Origin of the sequence: Sphingosinicella sp. CPCC 101087 (assembly GCF_004151485.1) — a bacterium.
In the GTDB taxonomy this organism is placed as follows: Bacteria; Pseudomonadota; Alphaproteobacteria; order Sphingomonadales; family Sphingomonadaceae; genus Allosphingosinicella.
The window spans coordinates 39,459-62,655 of the sequence record NZ_SBFF01000006.1 but is presented as its reverse complement, the minus strand read 5'-3'; the positions used below and the strand labels follow the sequence as shown (position 1 = coordinate 62,655).

Here is a 23,197-nt window from a genome sequence, read left to right as displayed (position 1 = left end):
GGCCTGCGGCATGCGTTCCGAGGCCGGAAAGGGAAAGTTGCATGCGCCTGCCGGGACCGATAATCGGCCGGTGACCTTTCCCATAACTCATATCGGGGCCGCAACAAAATGACCGCCATCGTCCACCTCCATGCACGGCAGATTCTCGACAGCCGCGGCAATCCCACCGTCGAGGTCGAGGCCCTGCTCGAGGACGGTAGCCTTGGCCGCGCCGCCGTCCCGTCCGGCGCGTCGACCGGCGCCCACGAGGCCGTGGAAAAGCGTGACGGCGACCAGTCCCGCTGGCTCGGCAAAGGTGTAGAGGCAGCCGTCGAGGCGGTGCGCGGCGAAATCGCCGAGGCGATCGTCGGCATGGAGGCCGAGGACCAGAGCGAAATCGACGCCGCCCTGATCGCGCTCGACGGCACCGACAACAAGTCGCGCCTCGGGGCCAATGCTATTCTCGGCGTGAGCCTGGCCGCGGCCAAGGCCGCCGCCGAGGCGCGCGGGCTGCCGCTCTATCGCTATGTCGGCGGGGTCGCGGCCGCCACCTTGCCCGTGCCGATGATGAACATTCTCAATGGCGGCGCCCATGCCGACAATCCGATCGACTTCCAGGAATTCATGGTGATGCCGATCGGCGCCCCGACCTTCGCCGAGGCCCTGCGCTGCGGCGCCGAGATTTTCCACACGCTGAAGAAGGGACTGGCCGAGGCCGGCCTGTCGACCGCGGTCGGCGACGAAGGCGGCTTCGCGCCCAACCTCGCCTCGGCGCGCGATGCGCTGGACTTCATCATGAAGTCGGTCGAGCAGGCCGGCTATCGGCCAGGCGACGAGGTTGTCCTCGCCCTCGATTGCGCGGCGACCGAATTCTATCGCGACGGCGCTTATCGGATGGAGGGGGAGGGGCGCACTCTCTCGCCGGACGAGATGGCGAGTTATCTGGCGCAGCTTGCCGGCGAATATCCGATCCGTTCCATCGAAGACGGCATGGCCGAGGACGATCTCGACGGCTGGAAGGCGCTGACCGACCGGATCGGCGGCAAGGTCCAGCTGGTCGGCGACGATCTTTTCGTCACCAATCCGAAGCGGCTCCGGATGGGAATCGAACGGGGTCTTGCCAACTCGATCCTGATCAAGGTCAACCAGATCGGGACGCTGTCAGAGACGCTCGAGGCGGTCGAAACGGCCCATCGCGCCGGTTACACCTCGGTCATGTCACACCGATCCGGCGAAACCGAGGACACGACGATCGCCGATCTCGCCGTCGCCACCAATTGCGGGCAGATCAAGACCGGAAGCCTGGCGCGTTCGGACCGGCTGGCGAAATACAACCAGCTGCTGCGGATCGAGGAGGAGCTGGGCGAGGTGGCCCGCTACGCCGGCAGCGGCGCCCTGCGCTGACGGTCCGTCGCAGTTTCCGTCGCATCGCGCGGGCGCACTGCCGGATTTTTGCATCTCTCGGCGCAAAAGGCTTGATTCGCCGCTGTTTTACTGATTCTGTCGGCGCGCGATGACGGGGGTTCACAGTCCTTTGGCCTTGATGCGGCGCGCGGCTCTGCCGGCGCTCGGCCTGCTCGTGATCGCGAACTTCCTGGGTTATGCGATCGTCGGCGACAACGGGGTTCTTTCCTGGGGCGATTATCGCCGGATCAAGGCCGAGCGGGCGGTCGAGCTGGCCCAGCTCGAGGCGGAGCGCGAGCGGCTCGCCCATCGCGCCAGCTTGCTCGATCCGCGTCATGCCGATCCCGACCTGGCCGAGGAGCTGGTCCGGCGCGAGCTGGGGCTCGTCCGGCCGGACGAGGTGATCATCGAAATCGACGATCCGGCGCCGCCGGGAGGCCACTGACCGCTTTCGCCGCGGCCGCTGGCGTGCGCCGTTCTGCATTCGCTGCGCCAATGGCCGTTTGGTTCTATTTACGGCACATCGGGACCGCTCGCCCGGCTCGAGCCCGAGCCTTCCCTCGATGAGGGTGGGCCGGATTCCTTCCCGCAAACGACGAAGGACGCCCCAAGTTCACCGTTCACGACCGAAGGATCCGCCCCCGTTGCACCCCGGCCGGTTTGCCGCCATAGAGCCGCCTGCCAGTCGCCTCGCAAAAAGAAAGGGTTGGGAAGAGTGGCCAAGCCAGCGTCCCCACGCGCACCCAGGAAGAAGACGGAGTCGGCCCCGGCGCCCACGCCCGCCCGGCCGAACCGCGAACGTCCGCCGGAGCCCGAGCGCTACAAGGCCTCGCGCGAGGAACTGCTTGAACTCTACAAGCAGATGCTGCTCATCCGCCGCTTCGAGGAACGCGCCGGCCAGCTCTACGGGCTCGGCCTGATCGGCGGCTTCTGCCACCTCTATATCGGCCAGGAGGCAGTCGCCGTCGGGCTCCAGTCGGCACTCGACACCGACAAGGATTCGGTGATCACCGGCTATCGCGACCATGGTCACATGCTCGCTTACGGGCTCGATCCCAAGGTGATCATGGCCGAGCTGACCGGGCGCGCCGCCGGAATCTCGAAAGGCAAGGGCGGCTCGATGCACATGTTCTCGGTCGACCATAAATTCTATGGCGGCCACGGCATCGTCGGGGCTCAGGTCAGCCTCGGCACCGGCCTCGCCTTCAAGCATAAATATGAGAATGACGGAGGCGTCTGCCTCGCCTATTTCGGCGACGGCGCCGCCAACCAGGGCCAGGTCTATGAGAGCTTCAACATGGCGGAGCTCTGGAAGCTGCCGATCATCTACGTGATCGAGAATAATCAATATGCGATGGGCACGAGCGTCAACCGCTCCTCGGCCGAGGACCAGCTCTACCGTCGCGGCGAGAGCTTCCGCATTCCCGGCATCCAGGTCGACGGCATGGACGTGCTTGCCGTCCGCGGTGCCGCCGAGACCGTGATCGACTGGGTTCGGTCGGGCAAGGGCCCGGTGCTGCTCGAGCTGAAGACCTACCGCTATCGCGGCCATTCCATGTCTGATCCGGCTAAGTACCGGTCGCGCGAGGAAGTGCAGGCGGTTCGCGAGAAGTCGGACCCGATCGAGCATGCCAAGCGCGAGCTGGAAGCGATGGGCGCGGGCGAGGACGAGCTCAAGGCGATCGACAAGGAGATCAAGGCGATCGTCGCCGAGGCCGCCGACTTCGCCGAGCAGGCGCCCGAGCCCGATCCTTCCGAACTGTACACCGACGTATTGGTCGAGAGCTACTGATGCCGATCGAACTGAAGATGCCCGCTTTGTCGCCGACGATGGAGGAGGGGACTCTCGCCAAATGGCTGGTGAAGGAGGGGGACACCGTCTCCTCCGGCGATATCCTGGCCGAGATCGAGACCGACAAGGCAACCATGGAATTCGAGTCGATCGACGAAGGCACGATCGCGAAGATCCTCGTTCCCGAAGGCACTGACGAAGTGAAGGTCGGCACCGTCATCGCGCTCATCGCCGGAGAAGGCGAGAGCGCCGGGGCCACTGACGGGGACGGCACTGCCGCCCCGTCGGAAGAGAAGGCCGAAACCGGCAAGGTCGAGCAGCCGAGCGATCAGAAGACCGAGCCCGAGGCGGAGTCGCAGGCGACGCAGAAGCAGATGGACACCGGTGCGCGCGACCTCGTCGCCTCTGCCGAGAATAGCCAAGTCCAGCCGGAGGTGCCCGAGGGCACCGAACTCGTACGAATGACGGTACGCGAGGCGCTTCGCGATGCCATGGCCGAGGAGATGCGCCGCGACGAACGCGTCTTCGTGATGGGCGAGGAGGTGGCCGAGTATCAGGGCGCCTATAAGGTGACTCAGGGCCTCCTCGACGAGTTCGGCGACCGCCGTGTCATCGATACGCCGATCACCGAATATGGCTTCGCCGGCGTCGGCACGGGCGCCGCAATGGGCGGGCTCAAGCCGATCGTCGAATTCATGACCTTCAACTTCGCCATGCAGGCGATCGATCACATCATCAATTCTGCGGCGAAGACCAATTACATGTCGGGCGGCCAGATGCGTTGCCCGATCGTTTTCCGCGGCCCCAACGGCGCAGCGGCTCGCGTCGCCGCGCAGCACAGCCAGAATTACGGTCCGTGGTATGCCTCGGTCCCGGGCCTCGTCGTCATCGCGCCTTATTCGGCCGCGGACGCAAAGGGGCTCCTCAAGGCGGCGATCCGCTCTGAGGACCCGGTCGTCTTCCTCGAGAATGAATTGCTCTACGGCCAGAGCTTCGACGTGCCGAAGCTCGACGACTATGTCCTCCCGATCGGAAAGGCGCGGGTCGCCCGCGAAGGCCGCGACGTGACCCTGGTCAGCTATTCGATCGGTGTCGGGGTCGCGCTCGATGCCGCCGAGACGCTCGCAGCAGAGGGCATCGACGCCGAGGTGATTGATCTTCGCACTCTGCGGCCGCTCGACAAGGCGACGGTGCTGAAAAGCCTCGCCAAGACGAACCGGATGGTTTGCGTGGAGGAAGGCTGGCCAGCCTGCTCGATCTCCTCGGAGCTGATGGCGGTGGCAATGGAGGAAGGCTTCGACGATCTGGATGCGCCGGTCCTTAGGGTCACCGACAAGGACGTGCCGCTGCCTTATGCCGCCAATCTCGAGAAGATGGCGCTGATCATGGCGGAGGACGTCGTCGCGGCCGCGAAGAAGGTCTGCTATCGCTAGGGCGCAGGGCGTCTTCGTTCCCGACTCTTCTCTCCGACCTCACCGCGCACAAGGACGGGCCCGATCGGTCGGGATCCGGCCTGCGCGCTATGACAAAGTCAGGGAGAATCGCCTGGCCGTGTTCTCGCAACCATGATCCCGGACCTCGATCCCGAGGTGCAGCTTTCGCTCGCTTACATCCCCGCACCGCGGCGTCCGGCGCTTGGGGCGTTGTGGCGTCTTGATGCCGCGCTTGCCGCGGTGCTCGCCACCGGTCGGGAGCCGATGATCAGCCGCATCCGGCTGGCCTGGTGGCGCGAATCGCTCGAAAAGCTGGACCACGAGCGTCCACCTGGCGAGCCGGTGCTCGAAGCGGTGGCCCGCGACATTCTTCCTGCAGGCGTCCGCGGCGCCGAGCTGGCCGGGATGGAAGCCGGCTGGGCGGTCCTGACTGAGCCCGGCGCGCTTTCCGCGCAGGATCTCGACACCTATGCACGTGGCCGCGGCGCTCAATTATTCGCCTTGGCCGCGCGCCTGCTCGGCTTGGCCGACCCGGCAGTCGTCGAGGGCGGTGAAGCCTGGGCCCTCGTGGATCTCGCTCGACGCAGCTCGAACCCTGAGGAAGCGGCGGCTGCCCTGGCCGCGGCCCGGGGTCGCAGCGGCCTCGACCGCTGGCCAGTGCCGCTGCGCCCGCTCGGCATGCTCGCCCGCCTCGCGCTTGACGATGCGGAGCGAGGCGCGTTGGAGGCTCAGGGCTCCCCGCGGCGGGTGATCCGGATGCTCCGTCACCGCCTTACAGGTCGGTGATGCGCGATCTTGGTGAAGGCCGCGCACTGGGCTAGCCTCGTTGCCATGGGAGGGGGACCTATGCTGCGATTCTTCGCTGGAGTGGGATCGGCGTTGCTGCTGATCACGGCGGGATTCTTCACCTGGAAGGGCATCGCCCAGGACGAGGAGACCGTGCTGCCGCCGCCGCCGCCCCCGGAATCCTCTGCGCCCGATACCGGCGGGCCGCCGCCGACTCCGCCCGCCTCCGATGCGCAGACCCGCGAAGAACGCCGTTTCGACCGGGCCGATCGCGACGATGACGGCCGCATCACGCTCGAGGAACTCTACCATCCCCGCCGCAGCGCCTTCGCTCGTCTCGATCGGGATCGCGACGGGCGCCTGAGCTTCGAGGAGTGGGCGGTGCGGACCTCGGACAAGTTCACCGACGCCAATACCAATCGGGACGACTTCCTCAGTCCAGAGGAATTCGCGTCCACGGCCCCACCGCGCCGTCCGCGGGCTCAGAATTGCGCCTGCTGACGGGCTCGCAGATGTTCCTGTGGTGGCGCTATCTGTCCAGCACCCACTCCAGTCCGCCCAATACATGATTGATCATGGCAGGCTGGGACCAGGCCTCGGTCGTATGACCCAGGGCGGTGTAGAAGATCCGCCCGCCTTCATGCTCGCGCGCCCATGAGATCGGCCAGTCCGGACCGGCGGGCTCGCCGATGGAGGCGGGATCGAGCGTGAGCAGCAGGGACGTCGAAGCGTCGCGGTCGTCGATGACATACCATTCGTCATGATGGCCGAACTGCGGGTCGAGCCGCTTCGTTGCCGGATGAGCCGGATCGACGACGCGAAGCCGGCCCTGCGCTGTGCCTGGCGGATGACGGCGGAAGCGGCCGCCGAGCATCTCGCCATACCACAGCCAGTGATAGTGCGAATCGGATGCGGCGTGGATCCCGACCACGCCGCCGCCGCGCCGGACAAAGGCCTGGAAGGCGTCACGCCGGCCGCCCGAAAGCCACTCGCTCTCCGGGCGGCGGCGGTCGGTAGTGGTGCTGACGAGGATGATGGCGTCGAGCCGGGCGAGCCGCTCGGACGAGAAGATGTCCGGATCTTCGCTCGCGATCGGGACGCCGCCGGCTGCCGAAATCGCGGCCCGCAGGGACGGCACCGCCGCATCGATCGATTCGTGCCGAAAGCCCGTCGAGTGGCTGAAGATCAGGACGCGCTTTCCCTCTAGCCCGGGGCCTGGGTCGGCGCTCAAAGCCGTTCCGCCCGCAAGCAGCAGCAGCAGGGACAGGAGCGCCCGGATCATGCCGGTTCCGACAGGCCTTGCCACTCCGCCAGAGCGAGGCGAGCGCGTTGCGTGTAGAGCTTCTTGCGCTCCGCCTTCTTCGCGCGGCCTTCGATCGGCGGGAACAGGCCGAAATTGACGTTCATCGGCTGATAGCTCGCCTCGTCGGCGCCGCCGGTGATGTGGAAGAGCAGGGCGCCGAGCGCGGTCTCCGCCGGCGGCAGATGGACCGTCTCGCCCCTGACCTCGGCCGCCGCGAAGCGGCCGGCGAGCAGCCCGACCGCGGCCGATTCGACATAGCCTTCGCAACCGGTGATCTGGCCGGCGAAGCGCACGTTGGGCGACGCGTTCAGGCGCAACGTCCGGTCCAGCAGCCTGGGCGCGTTGATGAAGGTATTGCGATGAAGGCCGCCCAGCCGGGCGAACTCGGCATTTTCGAGACCGGGTATGGTTCTGAACAGACGCACTTGCTCGGCATGCTTCAGCTTGGTCTGGAACCCGACCATGTTCCATAACGTGCCGAGGGCATTGTCCTGCCGAAGCTGGACGACCGCGTAAGCGCGCCTTCCGGTGCGCGGGTCGGTGAGACCGACCGGCTTCATCGGGCCGAAGCGCAGCGTATCCTCGCCGCGTTCGGCCATCACCTCGATCGGCATGCAGCCCTCGAAGTAGGGCGTCTCCTTCTCCCACTCGCGGAACTCGGTCTTCTCGCCGTCGAGCAGCCCCTGACGAAAGGCGAGATACTGGTCCCGATCGAGCGGGCAGTTGATATAATCCTTGGTGTCGCCCTTGTCCCAGCGCGACTGGAACCAGCAAATGTCCATGTCGATTGAATCGCGATGAACGATCGGCGCGATCGCGTCGAAGAATGCCAGCGCTTCGGACGTCGTCGCGGCGCGGATAGCCTCCGCAAGTCCGGGGCTGGTCAGTGGCCCGGTCGCGACGATGGCAGGGCCGGAAGCCGGCAGGGCGTCGACCCGCTCCCGAACGGTCTCGATCAGAGGATGGGCGCAGATCCGGTCGGTGACCTCGCGCGAGAAGCCGTCGCGATCGACGGCCAACGCCGATCCCGCCGGCACCCGGTGGGAGTCGGCCGCGGCCATGATCAGTGAATCGAGGGCCCGCATCTCGGCATGAAGCAGCCCGACGGCATTATTCTCGGCATCGTCCGACCGGAAGCTGTTCGAGCAGACCAGTTCGGCGAGGCCATCGGTCTGATGCGCCGGCGTCATGCCGCCGCCGCCGCGCATCTCCGACAATCGCACGGGGATGCCGGCTTGGGCGAGCTGCCAGGCGGCCTCCGACCCGGCGAGGCCGCCGCCGATAATTTGAACCTGTTGGGGCATGATGGCTTGAACCTGGGGGCTGATGATCTGTTTCCGGAAATGGAGCCGCTGTGCTCTAATCCGGTTGACGGAAAGGAGGAAGGCCATGCTCGACCATGTCGGATTCGCGGTTTCCGACACCGCCCGCTCGCGCGCCTTTTACGAGGCGGCACTGCGACCGCTTGGCATCACTCTGATGCACGAAATCTCTCCGGACCAGTCCGGGTCGAATGGCACCGTGCTCGGCTTCGGCACCGAAGGCGATCCGTTCTTCTGGATCGGCGACAATGAGAGAACGGGGGAGGGGACCCACGTCGCCTTCACCGCCGCGAGCCGCGATCGGGTCGATGCGTTCCACGCCGCCGCCCTGGCCGCAGGCGGCCGCGACAATGGCGGTCCGGGGCTGCGCCCTGAATATGGGGAGAATTACTACGCCGCCTTCGTGCTCGATCCCGACGGGATCAACGTCGAGGCGGTCTGTCACGAACCGGCAGGTCCGGAGTGAGGATCTTCACCATCGGCTATGAGGGCACGACCCAGGCCGAACTGATCGCGGCGCTTCGCAAGGCCGGCGTCGAGCGCCTGATCGACGTCCGCGCGGTTCCGCTCTCGCGCAAGCCCGGATTCTCGAAGAACGTGCTGGCGGCCGGGCTTGCCGAAGCGGGTATCGACTATGTGCATCTCAAGGCCCTCGGCACGCCCCCGGAAGGCCGCGAGGCGGCGCGCAAGGGCCGGATTGCGGAAATGCACCGGATCTACGCCGCCCAGCTCGACACTCCGGAAGCCGCCGCCCAGGCCGCGCACCTCGTCGCGCTCGTCGAGGAGAAGCCGGCCGCCCTGCTCTGCTTCGAGCGCGATCCTGGCCAATGCCACCGCACGCCGCTTCGCGAGGCGCTGCTCCCGGATGCGGAGGCGGTGGACCTGTTCGCCTGATCGCCGTGGCGTCAAGGGCCGCGGCCCGGCCCAAGCCTTACGGCTCGCCTTCGCCGTCTTCCTCTTCCTGGCTGTCGGGCAGCGTTTCGGGACCGGTGCCGTCATCGAGCGTCACCTGGTCGCCCGGCTCGTCCTCGCGGTCGGCAATCTCCTCGGCCACCATCTCTTCGGCCTGATTCTCCGGCTCCTCTTCCTCGTCGATGCGGGCAGCCGAAACGACATGCTCGTTTTCGGCGACGCTGAACAGGGTGATGCCTTGGGTGTTGCGTCCCATGATCCTGATGTCGCCGACCATCGTGCGGATCATCTTGGCCTGGTCGGTGACCAGCATGATCTGCTCGCCGTTCCGGGCCGGGAAGCTCGCCACGACATGGCCGTTGCGCTCGGAGGTGTCGATATTGACGATACCCTGCCCGCCTCGATTGGTCCGGCGATACTCATAGGCAGAGCTGCGCTTGCCATAGCCGTTGGCGGTCACCGTCAGAATGAACTGCTCGCGCTCGCTCAGTTCGGCCATGCGGTCGGACGAAAGTCCGCACGCGCCCTCTCTTTCGCCCTTCCACGGCGCGAAGCGCAGATATTCCTCGCGTTCCTCCTGGCTGGTCCCCACCCGATGGAGAATCGACAATGAGATCACCTCGTCGCCCTTGGCCAGGGTCATGCCCCGCACGCCGGTCGAGGTGCGGCTCTGGAACTCGCGCACGTCGGTCGCGGCGAAGCGGATCGCCTTGCCGCCGCGCGTAGCCAGCAGGATATCGTCGTCCTCGCTCAACAAGGCGACCCCCACGAGGCTGTCGTCGTCGCCTTCGTCGAAGCGCATGGCGAACTTGCCGGCCGTGGGTACGTTGGCGAATGCGTCCATGCTGTTGCGGCGCACGCCGCCCTTCGCGGTGGCGAAGACGACATGGAGGTTCTTCCACTCCTCCTCGTCTTCGGGAAGCGGCAGCACGGTCGAGATCGTCTCGCCTTCGGCCAGCGGCAGCAGGTTGACCATCGGCCGTCCGCGCGCCTGCGGTGCACCTTCCGGAAGCCGCCAGACCTTCAAGCGGTAGACCTTGCCGTGGGTCGAGAAGAAGAGGACCGGCGAGTGGGTCGAAGTCACGAAAAGATTCGTGACCACATCCTCTTCCTTGGTCGCCATGCCCGAACGGCCCTTGCCGCCACGGCGCTGGGCACGAAAGGCGTCCAGCGGCGTGCGCTTGATGTAGCCGCCCATTGTCACGGTCACGACCATTTCCTCGCGCTCGATCAGATCCTCGTCGTCGATCCCGTCGGCCGCGGGCGCGATCTCCGTCAGGCGCGGGGACGCATAGGCCTCGGCGATCTCGTCGAACTCCTGGCGCATCACCGCATAGAGCTTGACCCGGTCGGCGAGAATCTCGAGCAGGGCCCCGATCGAGGCCGCGAGCTCGCGCAGCTCGCCGGCAATCTCGTCGCGACCGAGTGCGGTCAGTCGGTGTAGCCGCAGCTCGAGGATGGCCCGGACCTGGGCCTCGGAAAGCCGGTAGGAATCGCCGTCGACCTCATGCTCGACCGCTTCGACGAGGGCGATATAGGGCGCGATCTCCGCGATCGGCCATTCCCGCGCCAGCAGGGCGGCGCGCGCTTCGGCCGGCGAGGCGGAGGCGCGGATGATCCGGACCACCTCGTCGAGATTGGTGACGGCGATGACCAGTCCGAGCAGCAGATGAGCCCGTTCCCGCGCCTTGGCCAGTTCGAACTTGGCCCGACGGGTGATCACCTCCTCCCGGAACCGCACGAAGGATTCGATGATGTCCCTGAGGTTGAGCGTCTCGGGCCGCCCGCCGCGGATCGCAAGCATGTTCGCGGGGAAGCTCGACTGGGCCGGCGTGTGCCGCCAGAGCTGATTCAGGACGACCTCCGGGGTCGCATCGCGCTTGAGATCGATGACGATCCGCACGCCGAGGCGGTTGGATTCGTCGCGTATGTCGCTGATCCCCTCGATGCGCTTGTCCTTGGCCGCTTCGGCGATCCGCTCGACCAGGCCGTTCTTGCCGACCTGAAAGGGAATGGCGGTGAGGACGATGGATCGGCGGTCGCCGCGGCTTTCCTCGATCTCGTGGCGCGAGCGCATGATGATCGATCCGCGGCCTGTATGGTAGGCGGCCCTGCACCCGGCTTGGCCGAGGATCAGGGGTCCCGTCGGAAAATCGGGCGCAGGAATATGCTCCATCAGCTGTTCGACGGTGATGGAGGGATCGTCCATATAGGCTTTGCACGCGGCGATGACCTCGCCGAGATTGTGCGGCGGGATGTTGGTCGCCATTCCGACCGCAATCCCGCCGGCGCCGTTCACCAGCAGGTTCGGGAAGCGCGCAGGCAGGACCTGCGGCTCTTCGCGGGACGCATCATAATTGGGCGTGAAGTCGACCGTGTTCTTGTCGAGATCGTCGAGCAGGGTCATCGCGACCCGCGCCAGCCGGGCCTCTGTGTAGCGCATGGATGCCGGCGGATCGGGATCCATCGATCCGAAATTGCCCTGGCCGTCGATCAGCGGGACGCGCATCGACCAGTCCTGGGTCATTCGGGCGAGCGCGTCGTAGATCGCGCTGTCGCCGTGCGGGTGGTAATTGCCCATCACGTCGCCGACGATCTTCGCCGATTTGCGGTAGGGTCGCCCGGGGACGAAGCCGCCTTCCTGGCAGGCATAGAGGATCCGGCGGTGAACCGGCTTCAGGCCGTCGCGCACGTCGGGCAGAGCCCGTGCGACGATTACCGACATCGCATAGTCGAGATAGGAGGTCTTCATCTCCTCGACGATGGAGATGGGGGAAATGTCGTTGGGCTCGATGGTCGGCGGGGCGCTGGCCAATGGTGGTTCCTGAATATTTGTGCGAACGGAGCGCCGAAGCGCGGCGGAACGACCGCATCGGCAACGGGCCTATCGGCCCCGCGGCATGACGCGATCTTCGGATGCCGGCTCTAGCCGAAGGGGGCGGCGAGCGCCACCCCGCGCACGCGTACGCGCGCGCGAGGCTGGTTGCGGTTCTGACGATCCAATAAGTCGTTGCTTTTATGCAAGCTTTCCTTCCATCGCGGTTCAAGCAGCATTCATTGCCCCGCCTCTAGAAAGCCTCCTTATATGGCTGTAGAAGCCACACCCCGCCGGGCAAGGCGCAGGGATAGAGGGAGGCTCCTTTCATGAAGGTTTCGACGATCGCGCGTGCTGCGATGCGGGTGGCTTGCGGCGTCGCGATCCTTCCAGCCACTCTCGCCATGGCACAGCAGCCCGCCGGACACACGCTGGACCTGACCCGGGAAGAGCGGACCGCCTTGCAGGCACTCGAGGCCGCGGCCCGCGGCAGCGATCGCGCCGCGCAGGACGCCGCTCTCGCCGCAGCCCGCCCGGTGGCTCAGAGCGCCGACGCCCGTCACGCGCTGGCCCATTACCAGCTCGAGATCGCCCAAGCCCGCCAGGATGCTGCGCTCGGCGCGGCGGCGGTCGACGCCCTGGTCAGCAGCGGAAACGCAACCAGCGAGGAATTGCCGTCCCTGCTCGCCTCGCAAGCGACGCGGGCCTTCTTCGAGGGAGAGCATCCGCGCGCCGAGCGGCTGCTCGCACAGGCGGTCGAACTGCAGCCGAACAATGCGGTGCTGATCGCCGACTATGCCCAGATCAAATCCCAGATCGGATCCGCCCTGATTCGCGGCGGACGTCGGCCGGAGGCGCAGGCTCAGTTCCAGGAATCGCTGGTCCTGCTGAACCGGGCGATCCAGCTGCAACAGGCCTCCGGCCAGGCGGTGCCCGAGAGCTGGTACAAGCGCTCGATGGCGATTGCCTTCGACCATGGAATGACACCGCAAAACGTCGCGCTCGCCCGTGGACTGGTTGCCTCCTATCCGACGCCGGTCAACTGGCGCGATGCCCTGCATTTTTACCGGCAGGCCTCGCAGCCCGATCCGGCCCTCGACCTCGATATTCGTCGGCTGCTCCGCGCCACCCAGGCCTTGAGCGGCGAGCGCGACTATCTCGAGTTCGCCGAGGGGCTCCGTGAGGCCGAACTCGCCGGTGAGGAGAAGGCGGTTCTCGAGGAGGGCGTCGCCCGCGGCATGCTTTCGGCGACCGAGCCGGTCGTCCGCCAGATGACGACGGCAAACAACCGGCGCGCGACTTCCGAGCGGAACGGCTTGGCGCGCGCGCGCACCCAGGCGCTTGCCGCCGCCACCGGCGCCGCGGCGCGGGCTGCGGCCGATTCCCATTTCGGCTTCGGTCAATATGCGGAGGCCGCCGAGCTGTATCGAGCCGCCCTTCAGAAGGGCGGGGAGGATCCCAATCTCGTCAACACCCGCCTTGGCGCCGCGCTTGCGCTTGCCGGCCAGCGGGCCGAGGCGGAAGCCGCACTTCGGGCGGTGACCGGGCCGCGTGCCGACCTCGCCGCCTTCTGGCTCGCCTGGCTTGCACGTCGTCCGGCTTGACACCGCCGACACCAACCCGGAACCCCCGACCCCCACGACGACCCACAGGAGACGATTTCGGATGAAGACGACCCGTGCCACCCTGATCGCGGCGCTCATCACGACCGCGGCGACCACCTTCACGGCCGCGCCGGCTTTTGCGCAGCGGGCGCAGGGGCAGCAGCAAAGCGGGCAGCCGGCCCAGCCCGAGCGCGAATATGATCTGAGCCGGGCGGAGCGCGCCGCGCTTGCGCCCGCGCTCACGGCGATCGGTACGAGCGACTGGGCCGCCGCACAGGCTGCGCTTCCGGCCGCCCAGGCGGCGGCGCAGAGCGCCGATGCCAAATATCTGGTCGGCCAGATCATGCTTCGGATCGGCCTCGGCACCAACAACAGCCAGCTGCAGGCGCAGGCGGTCGACGCCCTGATCGATTCGGGCGGCGCTCAGGCGCACGAACTGCCGAACCTGCTCGACAATCAGATGCGCTTCGCCATCCAGGCGGGCGACACCGCCAAGGCCGAGCGGGCGATGGCGCGGATCGCCGGACTCAACCCCAATGATCCCAACGTGATCATCCGCTCCGCCGACCTGAAGCTTCGGAACAACGACCGTGCCGGGGCGCTGCAGGAATATCGCCGAGCGATGGAAGTCCAGCAGGCCGCCGGGCAGCCCGTCTCCGAGGAGCTTCGCAAGCGGGTGCTGGCGCTGGCCTATGAGGGACGCCTGCCAGAGACCCTGACCTTGGCGCGCGAGCTCGTCACAGCTTATCCCAACCCGACCAACTGGCGCGACGCGCTGGCCATCTACCGTGAAGTCGGCGGGGTCGAGCAGCCGCTCCACCTCGATTTCTACCGGTTGATGAGCGCGGCCCAGGCATTGACCAGCGAGCGCGACTTCATCGAATATGCCGAGGCCGCCCAGCGCGGCGCGATGTTCGGCGAGGTCAAGTCCGCGCTCGAGCAGGGCCTCGCGCGCAACGCGATTACCGGCAATGCCGCTTACGCGCGCGAGATGCTTGCCGCGGCCGAACGTCGCATCGCGGAGGATCGCCAGTCGCTGCCGGCTGAGCGGACCCGAGCCCTGGCGGGAAGCAATGGCGAGGCGGTGCTACGGCTCGGCGACGCTTATTACGGTTACGGCGAATATGCCCAGGCCGCCGAACTCTACCGCGCGGCGCTCGAGAAGGGCGGGGTTGACGCGAATGTCGTCAATACCCGCCTCGGTGCAGCCCTGGCACGGGCCGGTCAGCGCGCTGAGGCCGAGGCTGCCTTTCAGGCGGTGATCGGTCCGCGATCCGAGCTTGCCAACTTCTGGCGCCTTTGGCTGTCGCGGGCGGCCTGAGCTGCCTTCCCGCGTCCGATGCGGGACCGAGTAAGAAGGGGGTGCCGGCTTGGGTCGGCGCCCCCTTTTTCGTTGGCGATATTCGCCGTCGTCCCACTTTGCGACGCGCAGAATTCCGCCCTTTCGCGCGCCCGACGGCAGGGTTACCGATAGACCCGCACGCCAGAGGGACCGCCGGGCCGGAACGAAGATGCGATTCGACGACATGATCGCGACGGTGCTGGCCCAGCCGGCCGGCCCACCGGACAAGCGGGGGATAAGGTGGCGCCAGCTCGTGGATCTGCTTGCCCAGCGCCGCACCGGCGATCCGGAAGCGACGGCGCGGGCCTATGACTGGCTGCGCGAACATCGGTCGGCGCTGGATGCAGACACGCGCCGCGAGACGGCTCGGGCGCTGTCCGGCCTTGCCGTCCACCCCGATCTCGTCGCTTTCTTCGCCGAGGACGCTCCCTCGGTCGCGGCGCCTCTGATCGCCGGCGCGCGGCTTCGCGCCGACGAATGGCTCGCCTTGCTGCCGAAGCTCGGTCCCGCGGCGCGGGCCTTGCTCCGTCACCGCCGCGACTTGCCCCGGGAGGTCAATGCGGCGCTCGGCGCCTTCGGGTCGAGCGATTATGTGCTCGAAGGCGGGGTCGCGGAGCCGGAGTTGAGCGCGCCGCCGCCCGCCCCCGCCGAGCATGAGGAATCCCAGATCCAAGAGTTGGTCGAACGGATCGAGGCCTTCCGCCGCCGCCGGGAGGAAGATCGCGAGGCAGAGCGGATTCCCGAGGAAGAGGCATTCGCCGAAAGCTTTCGCTGGGAGACCGGCACGGACGGAATCCTTCGCTGGGTGGAGGGCGCTCCGCGCGAGGCCTTGGTCGGCCAGAGCCTGGCCGTCATCGCCGGCCTGGGACAGCATGGCGTCGACGGACAGGTGGCCGGCGCGTTCGAGAAGCGCGCGCCGTTCCGCGATGCGCGCCTGAGCGTTGCCGGGGCAGGGGCCGCTTCGGGTGACTGGCGCATCTCGGGCGTTCCTTATTTCGATCCACATCGCGGCAACTTCCTCGGCTATCGCGGAACCGCACGACGCCCTCGGCTGGACGAAACCGCCCGAAGCGATGCGCCTTCGCCTTCGGGCCTTTTTGGTCCGCAGCTTCCGGCCGATTCGCTGCGCCAGCTCATCCATGAGCTTCGGACCCCGCTGAATGCCATCATCGGTTTTGCGGAGATGATCGAAGGACAGTTTTTGGGGCCGGCGCCGAGCCCTTATCGCGGTCGGGCCGGGGAGATCATGGACCAGGCCCGCAGGCTGCTGTCGGCGGTCGACGATCTCGACACGGCGGCCCGCATCGAGACCCGCCGCCTCGATCTCGACGCGAGCGCAGTCGACGCGGCCGCTCTGCTCGGCCGGCTCCACGAATCCTACGAGCGGATCGCTGCCCAGCGAGGATCGCGCTTGGCTTTGGCGATCGCGCCCGAATTGCCGCCGGCCCAGGTAGAGCCGGGCGCGGTGGAACGGATGTTCGCCCGCCTGCTTGCGGCGACGATCGGCCTCGCCGGCGAGAATGAGACGATCGCAACCGAGATCGCGCTGGTGCGCAGAGGCAATCGGCCGATGCTTCATCTGTCGGTCGATCGGCCCCAGGCGATCGACGGGTTCGACGAGAGCGCCTTGCTCGACCCGGGCTACAGCCCGGAGGGCGATTGGCCCGACGCGCCGGCGCTCGGCCTCGGCTTCGCGCTGCGCCTGGTGCGCAATCTCGCCGAGGCGGTCGGGGGCGCCTTGCTGATCGGCGACGAGCGCATCTCGCTCTATTTGCCGGCCCTCGTCGAAGCTCCGCCGGCGGCGGGGAAGGGCGAGGGCGGCGCTTGAAAGCGCATATCCGCGCACGATGTAGTGGCATCCGCGGTCCCGCTGCGCTATCCGCATCCGGCTTCGGGGAATGGGCCTGTAGCTCAATGGTAGAGCCGGCCGCTCATAACGGCTAGGTTGCGGGTTCGAATCCTGCCGGGCCCACCAGCCTTCGCTCCTTCCGGAGCTTCGGTTGGCAAATCAGCCTGGAGCCATGAAGTAGGGACGTTATGCGGCCTAGGTGGACTGCCCGCCGAAGCCGCGAAGTGGTTATCGCCTTTGGCGGGCTTGCCCGCCGAGGCCGCGTAGCGGCGAGGGCGGGGAGTAGCGCAGCCTGGTAGCGCATCTGCTTTGGGAGCAGAGGGTCGCAGGTTCGAATCCTGTCTCCCCGACCACTTACCGTCACGGACGTCCCGCCCTTGCCCGGCCGGCTCCGGTTCCAGCGGCCGCGACCGGATGTCCCGCTTGGGAAAACAACGCGCCGAACCGCCTATTCCGGCAGGAACCGCCTCACCACATCGCGCCCCAGCCGTGCCGGACGTCGAGTCGTGGCGTCGAGGCAGCACCAGCTGCTGTGGACCTCGGCAACCACTTCCTCGCCCCGTTTTATGATGGTTTTGAAGAAGGCGCGTGCGCCCTGCACTTTTTCGGCAATTACATCGGCGACCACGACGTCATCGAGGAAGGCGGGTTTGCGATAGGTGATTTCGTGCTTGAGCGCGACCCATAGATGAGCGGCGACCGCGTCGGTCGGCGCCACCTTCTGCCAGTAGGAGATCACCGCTTCCTGCACCCAGCGCAGGTAAACGGAATTGTTAACGTGCCCCATATGGTCGATGTCGGCAGGGGCGATCCCGATGGCGTGGCGGAACATGCCAGCTTCCTCGAAAAGACGAAAATGACGCCCGCTGACATTGATGTCAATACCAGCCCCTCATTCCTTTTCGCGGCCGTCTAGCGCCTGGTCGATCGCTGCCGCGAGGTTTTCCAGCCGGTAGGGCTTCAGGATGACGGGCCGGCCGCCGGCGCCGGTCGCGGCGATCTCGTCGCTGTAGCCGGTGGTGAGGATGACGGGGAGGCCCGGCCGCAATCGTCTCAGCGCTTCGGCCAGCTCGAGACCGCTCATCCCCGGCATGACGACGTCGCTGAAAACGACGTCGAAGTCGCGGCTTTCTATCAGCTCGAGCGCCTCCTCGCCCGATCTCACCCATTCGACATGGTGTCCGATCTCGCTCAGCAGGCTGTGGGCGAACTCGCCGACTTCGTCATTATCCTCGACAAGCAGGACCCGGCCAGTGCGCTTCGCCTGGAACCGCGCCCCTTGATCTTCTTCTTGGGCAGAGGCCGAGGCCCGGCTGCACGGCAGCAGCAAGGTCACGGTCGTCCCCTTGCCCGGCGCACTGTCGATTCGGACGTCGCCGCCCGACTGGGTCGCGAAGCCGTAGACCTGGCTGAGGCCGAGGCCCGTGCCCTTGCCGGTCGACTTGGTGGTGAAGAAGGGCTCGATGGCCCGGGCGAGCGTCTCGGCGTCCATGCCTTCGCCGCTGTCCGTCACGGCAATCGCGACCATCCGCCCCGACTCACCGTCTGGGCGCGATTCGGTGGCGATCTTCAGGGTGCCGCCTTCGGGCATGGCATCGCGCGCATTGACGGCGATGTTGAGCAAGGCGGATTCGAGCTGGGCGCGGTCGGCCTCGACCGCGCAGGCGGTGGAAGCGAGATCGGTGATCACCGAAATCCGTTCGCCAAGGGTCCGGTCGAAAAGGTCGATCATGCCCCGGATCAGGGCATTGACGTCGAGCACCTCGGGCTGCAGCGGCTGCCGTCGCGCGAAGGCAAGCAGTTGACCGGTGAGTGCGGCCGCGCGCGATGCGGCCTGGGCGATGGCCTCGGCGAAGCGCATACGCTTGGCCTCCTCGATGCCCGGGCGCCGAAGCATGTCGGCCGACCCTTGAATGACGGTCAGCAAATTGTTGAAATCGTGCGCGATCCCGCCGGTGAGCTGACCGAGCGCCTGCAGCTTCTGCGCCTGGCGGAGTTGGTCCTCCGCGCGGGCGCGTTCGGCTATCTGGACCTTGAGCTCGGCATTCGCGCCGACCAGCGCCTCCGCCCGCTCCTCCAGCTCTCGGTTTGCGCGGCGAAGGGCATTCTGTCCTATCCCGAGGACGATGATCACCAGGACGGCCATCAGCACCAGCAGGGCCATCACCAGATAGCGGGTGAGGCGGCTCGACAGCGGCTCGGGATCGGCAGCGAGGAACACCGACCCGATCCGTTCGCTGCCGCTTTCGACCGGCACGATCGAGGCGACGGCGCCGCGGGTGGAGGCATAAGGCACGTCGCGCGTCGGGGGCGGTGCGTCGCCGTCGCGTCCATAGCCTGCGACGAGCGCGCCAGCGGCGTCGTAAACCCCGACGGTTCGCACCTGGCGGTTGACGCGGATCGCCTCCACCGCGCCCTGGGCCGCCTGCGCGTCGCCGAAATCCAGCGCGGCTTCCACGCTTTCAGCAAGGATCTCGGCCTGAACGCGCACCTCCTGTCCCTGGAGCTCGCGATAGGCGGCCTCGTTCTGGACGATGATTCCGATGCCGGCGAGAAGCAGCAATGCGACGACCGCGATGATCGCCGTGGGCGCATTGGTCCGGGTCGCGGAGAGGCCGATAAGGTGTTTCATGACCGTCTCTGCCTAACGCCCAGGGCGAGGGCGAGGAGCCGCGAGCTTATCGAAAGTCCGCGCTCGGCTGCCACGGCATCGTCGATGAAGAAGCGGACCCGGCCGCCGACCGTCGTGAAGTGGATCATCCCGCGCACCGGGCCTGCACGGCTGTCGGTGATGGTGAGAATCGGCAGGCCGCGCAAAGCGACCAGGAGCCGGCCGGTTTCCGGCGGGGATGCGCCGTGTACGAAGGCAAGATGGCAGCTTGCCGCGCCTTCGGCGGTCCGAAGGCGCCGGACGACGATCTCACGACCTTCGATCGCCTCGCGCGCCGCAGCGCGGTCGAGCAAGGATCCGTACGGATCGTGGCCGATCACGCAGAGCTCGAACGGGTCTCGCTCGGCAGGTCGAACGGGAGCGGGCCATTCGACGTAGCGGGCGAACTTCGGAATGAAGGCAGCCTTCACCGCCACCTCCCTTGGCTGCGTCGCGGACGTGGAGGCGCTCGGCACGAGGGCCAGCACGCAGGCCGCAAGGCTCGGCAGGAGCCGTCGCCACTTCAAAACGTCACCCTTGTCCCGGCAAGGAGGCTGCGCTCGGCGGCCTGCCCACGCTGCACGTCGTCGCTCTCCGCATGGTCGCGGTGGAGGAGGTTGCGGCCGGCGACGAAAAGTTCGAGATCCTCGCTCACCCGATATCCGAGTCGTGCATCCGCCTCGACATAACCGCCGATCCCCGGCGTCGCTTCCAATTCACCGACCCGGCGGAGCCCGGCATCCAATCGCAACCCTTGGGCGACGTCCATCTGGGTTCGTGCGAGGAGCTGATACTCCGGATCGTGGCCGAGCGAGCCTCCGGCAGCCAGGTCGATCCGCCCCGGCTTGAGCTCGAAGTCCTTCCACAAGGTCGCGAGGCCCAGATTGACACGCCACCAGGCGGTCAGCTGGGTGCTGCTCCACGCCTCGACGCCGTAACTGTGGCCCTTCCAACCGTTGGAAAGGCGGATCGGTAAGCCGCCGTCGGGCGCCGGCTCGGCCGACCGTAGATCGTCATAGATGTTGAAGAAGACCGAGACCGACAGCGACGTACGCTCGGTGGGCTGCCCGCGATAGCCTGCCTCGAAGGCGACCAGCTTCTCCGAAACGAAGTCGGGCGCGGGGGCGAGGAACGGCAAGTTGGCGAGCTGCCGATCGATCCTCGACGGCGTGCGCACCGCGCGTGAGATGGCGCCCCAAAGCAGCGTCCGCTCATCCGGCTGCCACGCGACGCGCACGTTGGGGAGGAGCTCGATCCCGGTGAAGCTGGTCTGCTCCGCCTTGATCCCGAGAACAAGCGAGAGGTCCGAGGTGAGCGCGACCCTGTCCTGAACAAAGGCGTTCATGACCCAGAGGCGCTTGCGCACAGGATCGAGTTCGAATTCGTTGAGATTGTTGATGAACTCGTCGCGTGTCGTGCGCAGGCCGGCGCCGACGACGAGATCGTGGCCGCCGATGCGCTGGTTGAGCTGTGCTTCGACGTCGAAGGTCTGGAGCGAGTCGTGGGTCAGCAGAAAATCGCGCTCGACCCAGTCATAATAGGCTTGGACCCGAAGTGTGGAATCGGCAGCAAAGGCGCGCGTCCAGCGCGCGAGCAGATTGTGGCCGCGGTCGCCGTCGCCCGGCAGCGCGTTGGAATCGGTGTCGAAAAGGTCGCCCTGGAGGGTCAAATGATCGGCGCCTCGGGCGAAATCGGCGCGAAAGCCGCCTTGCCATCCCTGAAAGCGGTCGTCCAGATCCGGGGCCATTCCGCGCGGCAGACCATCCCGATTGAAGACGTGAAGATAGAAGCGGGCCGCTCCCTCTGTCCCGATCGGCGTTCCGTAGCGCACGGCGGCAGTCTGCTCCTGCTCGCCCGCCGTGGCGCGAACCAAACCTCCGAGCGTATCGTGCGCGTCACGCGTGACGATGCTGACGACCCCGTTGACGGCATTGGGGCCATAGAGCGTTCCGCCCGGGCCGCTGATAGCCTCGATCTGGCGAATGTCCTCGACCGGTAAATTGTGCAGCTCCCAGAAGACCGTGGACGCGAGCGGCGAGTAGATCGTGCGGCCGTCGATCAACACCAGCAGCTTGTTGGCGCTTTCGATGCCGTTGAAGCCGCGTGCGGTGACGGCATATTGGCGTGCGTCGACCTGCTGGACCTGAAGGTTGGGCGCGAGGCGCAACGCCTCGGCTATCGAGAGTGCGCCCGACGCTTCTATTTCCCGGCCGGTGATCACGTAAAGCGCCGTTGGCGCGGCACTCAGCGGCTCGTCCTGTTTGGAGGCCGACTGGACGGGAATACGCGCCAACTCCTCGATCGACAGCTCCAGGAGGTCCTGCGCCGTTTCGGCTTCTTCAGCCGCTGTCGCCGGCGCGGCGCTCAAGGCTATCGCCGGTGCGAGCAGGAATGCTGCATAGGGAATATTTGCCACCATCGCCGCCTCGCCGATTGGCCCCCGGCGCCGCATCCGTCGGCCGCGCCGCCAGCATGGTCAAGTTTCGGTACCGAAACCGTTGCCCCCCGATCATGGTTCCAGCCTCGGCACGGCCGGCAGGGCGTGCGTCGGCCGGAGCGTGATCAGGGCGCCGCCGGAACGGGGCCGATCGCCTCCGGCGCGTTCGCCACCACCGCGAGCATCGCCGTCCAGGCGGCGACATTCTGACGCAGCTGTGTCGGATCGACTTTGTCGAGCGTGTCGTCCGGCGTGTGATGATAATCGAAATAGCGCGTGCCGTCCTGGTTGAGGTCGATTGCCGCAGTGCCTGAGGTCGGCCAAGCGCCCAAATCGGCACCGGCATTGGCGCGGTCGCGGCCGCGAACGATCCCCAGAGGCGCGAGAAGCGCGGCGACTCGATCCGCCAGAGCCTCGTTCTCGGGCGCGAGATTGAAGTCCACGCGCCAGATCCGGTCAGCGCCGAAATCGGATTCGCCGACTAGGACCACGTTTCCGTTCTCGCGGTGGAGCGCGAAATGCGTGTCGCCTCCGCCGCCGCCTACCTCCTCGGCGCCGAACAGGACGACGCGGATAGTCCGACGGGGGCGGCCGGCCTGCATGATGCGGTGCGCCGCGGCGGTCGTGATCGCCACGCCGGCCGCATTGTCGAGCGCGCCGGTGCCGAGATCCCAGCTATCGAGGTGGCCGCCAATGGTGATGACGCCCGCCGACGGGTCGCTGCCCGGCACTTCGGCGACGACATTGCCCGACTCGTGACGACCGGTGTTTCGCGGCGTGAGGGTCAGGCGCATCCGCACCGGTCGGCCGCGCGCGAGGATTCGCCGAAGTTGCTCGGCGTCGGGAACGGTGAGCGCCCCGGCCGGGATCGGCCGGACGCCCTCGGCCCACATCTGAACGCCGGTATGCGGGTTGCGGTGATAGTCGGTGCCGATCGAGCGTATGACGATCGCTGCGGCGCCCTTGCGTGAGGCGATCGACGGGCCTTGGCGGCGCGGTGCGCCGAACTGGCCATAGCCGGAGCCGTCCTGGGTGGGGGCCATGCCGTGGTCGATGAAGACGATCTTGCCGCGGACGCTTTCCTCGCTCGCGGCCTCGCTGTCGAAGCCGATCACCTCGGCCTCCACGCCCCGCTGGGGAGTCGCGCCGCTATTGCCGAGCGCCGTGACGACGAGGGGCTGCGGGAAGGGCGACACGATCTCGGCGCGCTCTTCGCCTCGTACCCAGACCGGCATTTCGAAGGGCTCTATCCGGACGTTGCTGAAGCCCAGCTCGGTCAGGCGCCGCACCGCCCAGCTGCGTGCCCGCGCCTCGGCCTCGGTGCCGGCCTGTCGTGGCCCGACTTCGGTGGTGAGTCCTTCCAGGATGGTCCAGGCGAGATCGTCGGACAGTGCCGCATCGCGCAGCCGTTCGGCCTGTTCGTCGATCGGGAGCTGGGAGCCTGTCGGAGCCGGCTGTGCGGCGAAGGCGAGCGAGGGAAGAGCAAGAGCGGCCAGGATGAGCTTGTTCATGCGTCGGGGCTTAAGCAGCCACTGCGCGTTTGCCAATCCCACGGCGCATCACTACGTA

At 67.1% G+C, this 23,197-nt stretch carries 19 protein-coding genes and 2 tRNA genes; 13 read left to right on the top strand and 8 right to left on the bottom strand.

Annotated elements, in window-relative coordinates:
* Nucleotides 1-108 precede the first annotated feature (108 nt).
* The 6 genes from eno to EKM57_RS10465 all read left to right on the top strand — a co-directional run bounded on the left by eno (nt 109) and on the right by EKM57_RS10465 (nt 5,895).
* Entirely contained in the window at nt 109-1,383 is a 1,275-nt protein-coding gene (gene eno / locus EKM57_RS10490) for a phosphopyruvate hydratase (protein ID WP_129792455.1), read from the top strand.
* A 139-nt stretch (nt 1,384-1,522) separates the two neighbouring features.
* Nucleotides 1,523-1,828, top strand: coding sequence for a septum formation initiator family protein (locus EKM57_RS10485; RefSeq protein ID WP_243450989.1), 306 nt, complete (start codon nt 1,523-1,525; stop codon nt 1,826-1,828).
* A gap of 270 nt (nt 1,829-2,098) precedes the next feature.
* Nucleotides 2,099-3,175, top strand: a complete 1,077-nt coding sequence (gene pdhA / locus EKM57_RS10480; protein WP_129792453.1) for a pyruvate dehydrogenase (acetyl-transferring) E1 component subunit alpha — start codon at nt 2,099-2,101, stop codon at nt 3,173-3,175.
* On the top strand, nt 3,175-4,608 hold the full coding sequence (locus EKM57_RS10475) for a pyruvate dehydrogenase complex E1 component subunit beta (RefSeq protein WP_129792452.1): 1,434 nt from the start codon (nt 3,175-3,177) through the stop codon (nt 4,606-4,608). The genes pdhA and EKM57_RS10475 overlap by 1 nt, the downstream gene beginning before the upstream one ends.
* 132 nt (nt 4,609-4,740) lie before the next feature.
* Nucleotides 4,741-5,394, top strand: a complete 654-nt coding sequence (locus EKM57_RS10470) for a squalene/phytoene synthase family protein (protein ID WP_129792451.1) — start codon at nt 4,741-4,743, stop codon at nt 5,392-5,394.
* Between the two features lie 60 nt (nt 5,395-5,454).
* A complete protein-coding gene (locus EKM57_RS10465; protein ID WP_129792450.1) occupies nt 5,455-5,895 on the top strand; it encodes a hypothetical protein in 441 nt (146 codons plus the stop codon).
* Nucleotides 5,896-5,923: 28 nt separating this feature from the next.
* Here the strand turns inward: EKM57_RS10465 and EKM57_RS10460 are convergent, their stop codons facing one another.
* Together EKM57_RS10460 and trmFO are read right to left on the bottom strand one after the other, a co-directional pair.
* Nucleotides 5,924-6,676 carry a ThuA domain-containing protein gene (locus tag EKM57_RS10460; protein ID WP_129792449.1) on the bottom strand — a complete coding sequence of 251 codons (753 nt, stop codon included), beginning with the start codon at nt 6,674-6,676 and terminating at the stop codon, nt 5,924-5,926.
* Nucleotides 6,673-8,001 (bottom strand): methylenetetrahydrofolate--tRNA-(uracil(54)-C(5))-methyltransferase (FADH(2)-oxidizing) TrmFO, encoded by a 1,329-nt coding sequence (trmFO, locus tag EKM57_RS10455; protein WP_129792448.1) that lies wholly within the window; start codon nt 7,999-8,001, stop codon nt 6,673-6,675. Before trmFO ends, EKM57_RS10460 begins: the two co-directional genes overlap by 4 nt.
* Before the next feature lie 85 nt (nt 8,002-8,086).
* On the opposite strand from trmFO, the gene EKM57_RS10450 reads away from it, so the two are divergent.
* Nucleotides 8,087-8,485 carry a VOC family protein gene (locus tag EKM57_RS10450; RefSeq protein WP_129792447.1) on the top strand — a complete coding sequence of 133 codons (399 nt, stop codon included), beginning with the start codon at nt 8,087-8,089 and terminating at the stop codon, nt 8,483-8,485.
* Nucleotides 8,482-8,913 carry a DUF488 family protein gene (locus tag EKM57_RS10445; protein ID WP_129792446.1) on the top strand — a complete coding sequence of 144 codons (432 nt, stop codon included), beginning with the start codon at nt 8,482-8,484 and terminating at the stop codon, nt 8,911-8,913. Before EKM57_RS10450 ends, EKM57_RS10445 begins: the two co-directional genes overlap by 4 nt.
* Nucleotides 8,914-8,950: 37 nt before the next feature.
* Here EKM57_RS10445 and gyrA read toward each other — a convergent pair whose 3' ends face one another.
* Nucleotides 8,951-11,746, bottom strand: coding sequence for a DNA gyrase subunit A (gyrA, locus tag EKM57_RS10440; protein WP_129792445.1), 2,796 nt, complete (start codon nt 11,744-11,746; stop codon nt 8,951-8,953).
* Between the two features lie 329 nt (nt 11,747-12,075).
* Between gyrA and EKM57_RS10435 the strand changes: the two genes are divergently transcribed.
* From EKM57_RS10435 to EKM57_RS10415, 5 genes are all read left to right on the top strand, one after another.
* Entirely contained in the window at nt 12,076-13,350 is a 1,275-nt protein-coding gene (locus tag EKM57_RS10435) for a hypothetical protein (protein WP_129792444.1), read from the top strand.
* Between the two features lie 61 nt (nt 13,351-13,411).
* Nucleotides 13,412-14,671: a hypothetical protein gene (locus EKM57_RS10430; protein ID WP_129792443.1), complete on the top strand. Its 1,260-nt coding sequence runs from the start codon at nt 13,412-13,414 to the stop codon at nt 14,669-14,671.
* 190 nt (nt 14,672-14,861) lie between these two features.
* A complete protein-coding gene (locus EKM57_RS10425; RefSeq protein ID WP_129792442.1) occupies nt 14,862-16,520 on the top strand; it encodes a histidine kinase dimerization/phospho-acceptor domain-containing protein in 1,659 nt (552 codons plus the stop codon).
* A 72-nt stretch (nt 16,521-16,592) separates the two neighbouring features.
* Nucleotides 16,593-16,667, top strand: a tRNA-Ile gene (locus tag EKM57_RS10420).
* 150 nt (nt 16,668-16,817) lie between these two features.
* Nucleotides 16,818-16,894: transfer RNA gene (locus EKM57_RS10415), tRNA-Pro, on the top strand.
* A gap of 95 nt (nt 16,895-16,989) precedes the next feature.
* On the opposite strand, the gene EKM57_RS10410 is transcribed toward EKM57_RS10415, so the two are convergent.
* The 5 genes from EKM57_RS10410 to EKM57_RS10390 form a co-directional block, all read right to left on the bottom strand.
* Nucleotides 16,990-17,373 carry a thioesterase family protein gene (locus EKM57_RS10410; protein WP_129792441.1) on the bottom strand — a complete coding sequence of 128 codons (384 nt, stop codon included), beginning with the start codon at nt 17,371-17,373 and terminating at the stop codon, nt 16,990-16,992.
* A gap of 60 nt (nt 17,374-17,433) precedes the next feature.
* Nucleotides 17,434-19,173 (bottom strand): response regulator, encoded by a 1,740-nt coding sequence (locus EKM57_RS10405; protein ID WP_129792440.1) that lies wholly within the window; start codon nt 19,171-19,173, stop codon nt 17,434-17,436.
* The gene (locus tag EKM57_RS21845; RefSeq protein ID WP_165357337.1) at nt 19,170-19,622 is read right to left on the bottom strand and encodes a YfiR family protein; all 453 of its coding nucleotides are present in this window, start codon (nt 19,620-19,622) and stop codon (nt 19,170-19,172) included. Before EKM57_RS21845 ends, EKM57_RS10405 begins: the two co-directional genes overlap by 4 nt.
* Before the next feature lie 92 nt (nt 19,623-19,714).
* Nucleotides 19,715-21,607, bottom strand: a complete 1,893-nt coding sequence (locus EKM57_RS10395; protein WP_206185392.1) for a TonB-dependent siderophore receptor — start codon at nt 21,605-21,607, stop codon at nt 19,715-19,717.
* 146 nt (nt 21,608-21,753) lie between these two features.
* Nucleotides 21,754-23,139, bottom strand: coding sequence for a M20/M25/M40 family metallo-hydrolase (locus EKM57_RS10390; RefSeq protein ID WP_129792437.1), 1,386 nt, complete (start codon nt 23,137-23,139; stop codon nt 21,754-21,756).
* Nucleotides 23,140-23,197: the final 58 nt, after the last annotated feature.

Coding starts and splice junctions, on each gene's coding strand:
- eno (WP_129792455.1), top strand. CDS start 109: ATGACCGCCATCGTCCACCTCCATGCACGGCAGATTCTCGACAGCCGC.
- EKM57_RS10485 (WP_243450989.1), top strand. CDS start 1,523: ATGCGGCGCGCGGCTCTGCCGGCGCTCGGCCTGCTCGTGATCGCGAAC.
- EKM57_RS10475 (WP_129792452.1), top strand. CDS start 3,175: ATGCCGATCGAACTGAAGATGCCCGCTTTGTCGCCGACGATGGAGGAG.
- EKM57_RS10470 (WP_129792451.1), top strand. CDS start 4,741: ATGATCCCGGACCTCGATCCCGAGGTGCAGCTTTCGCTCGCTTACATC.
- EKM57_RS10465 (WP_129792450.1), top strand. CDS start 5,455: ATGCTGCGATTCTTCGCTGGAGTGGGATCGGCGTTGCTGCTGATCACG.
- EKM57_RS10460 (WP_129792449.1), bottom strand. CDS start 6,676: ATGATCCGGGCGCTCCTGTCCCTGCTGCTGCTGCTTGCGGGCGGAACG.
- trmFO (WP_129792448.1), bottom strand. CDS start 8,001: ATGCCCCAACAGGTTCAAATTATCGGCGGCGGCCTCGCCGGGTCGGAG.
- EKM57_RS10450 (WP_129792447.1), top strand. CDS start 8,087: ATGCTCGACCATGTCGGATTCGCGGTTTCCGACACCGCCCGCTCGCGC.
- EKM57_RS10435 (WP_129792444.1), top strand. CDS start 12,076: ATGAAGGTTTCGACGATCGCGCGTGCTGCGATGCGGGTGGCTTGCGGC.
- EKM57_RS10430 (WP_129792443.1), top strand. CDS start 13,412: ATGAAGACGACCCGTGCCACCCTGATCGCGGCGCTCATCACGACCGCG.
- EKM57_RS10425 (WP_129792442.1), top strand. CDS start 14,862: ATGCGATTCGACGACATGATCGCGACGGTGCTGGCCCAGCCGGCCGGC.
- EKM57_RS10410 (WP_129792441.1), bottom strand. CDS start 17,373: ATGTTCCGCCACGCCATCGGGATCGCCCCTGCCGACATCGACCATATG.
- EKM57_RS10405 (WP_129792440.1), bottom strand. CDS start 19,173: ATGAAACACCTTATCGGCCTCTCCGCGACCCGGACCAATGCGCCCACG.
- EKM57_RS10390 (WP_129792437.1), bottom strand. CDS start 23,139: ATGAACAAGCTCATCCTGGCCGCTCTTGCTCTTCCCTCGCTCGCCTTC.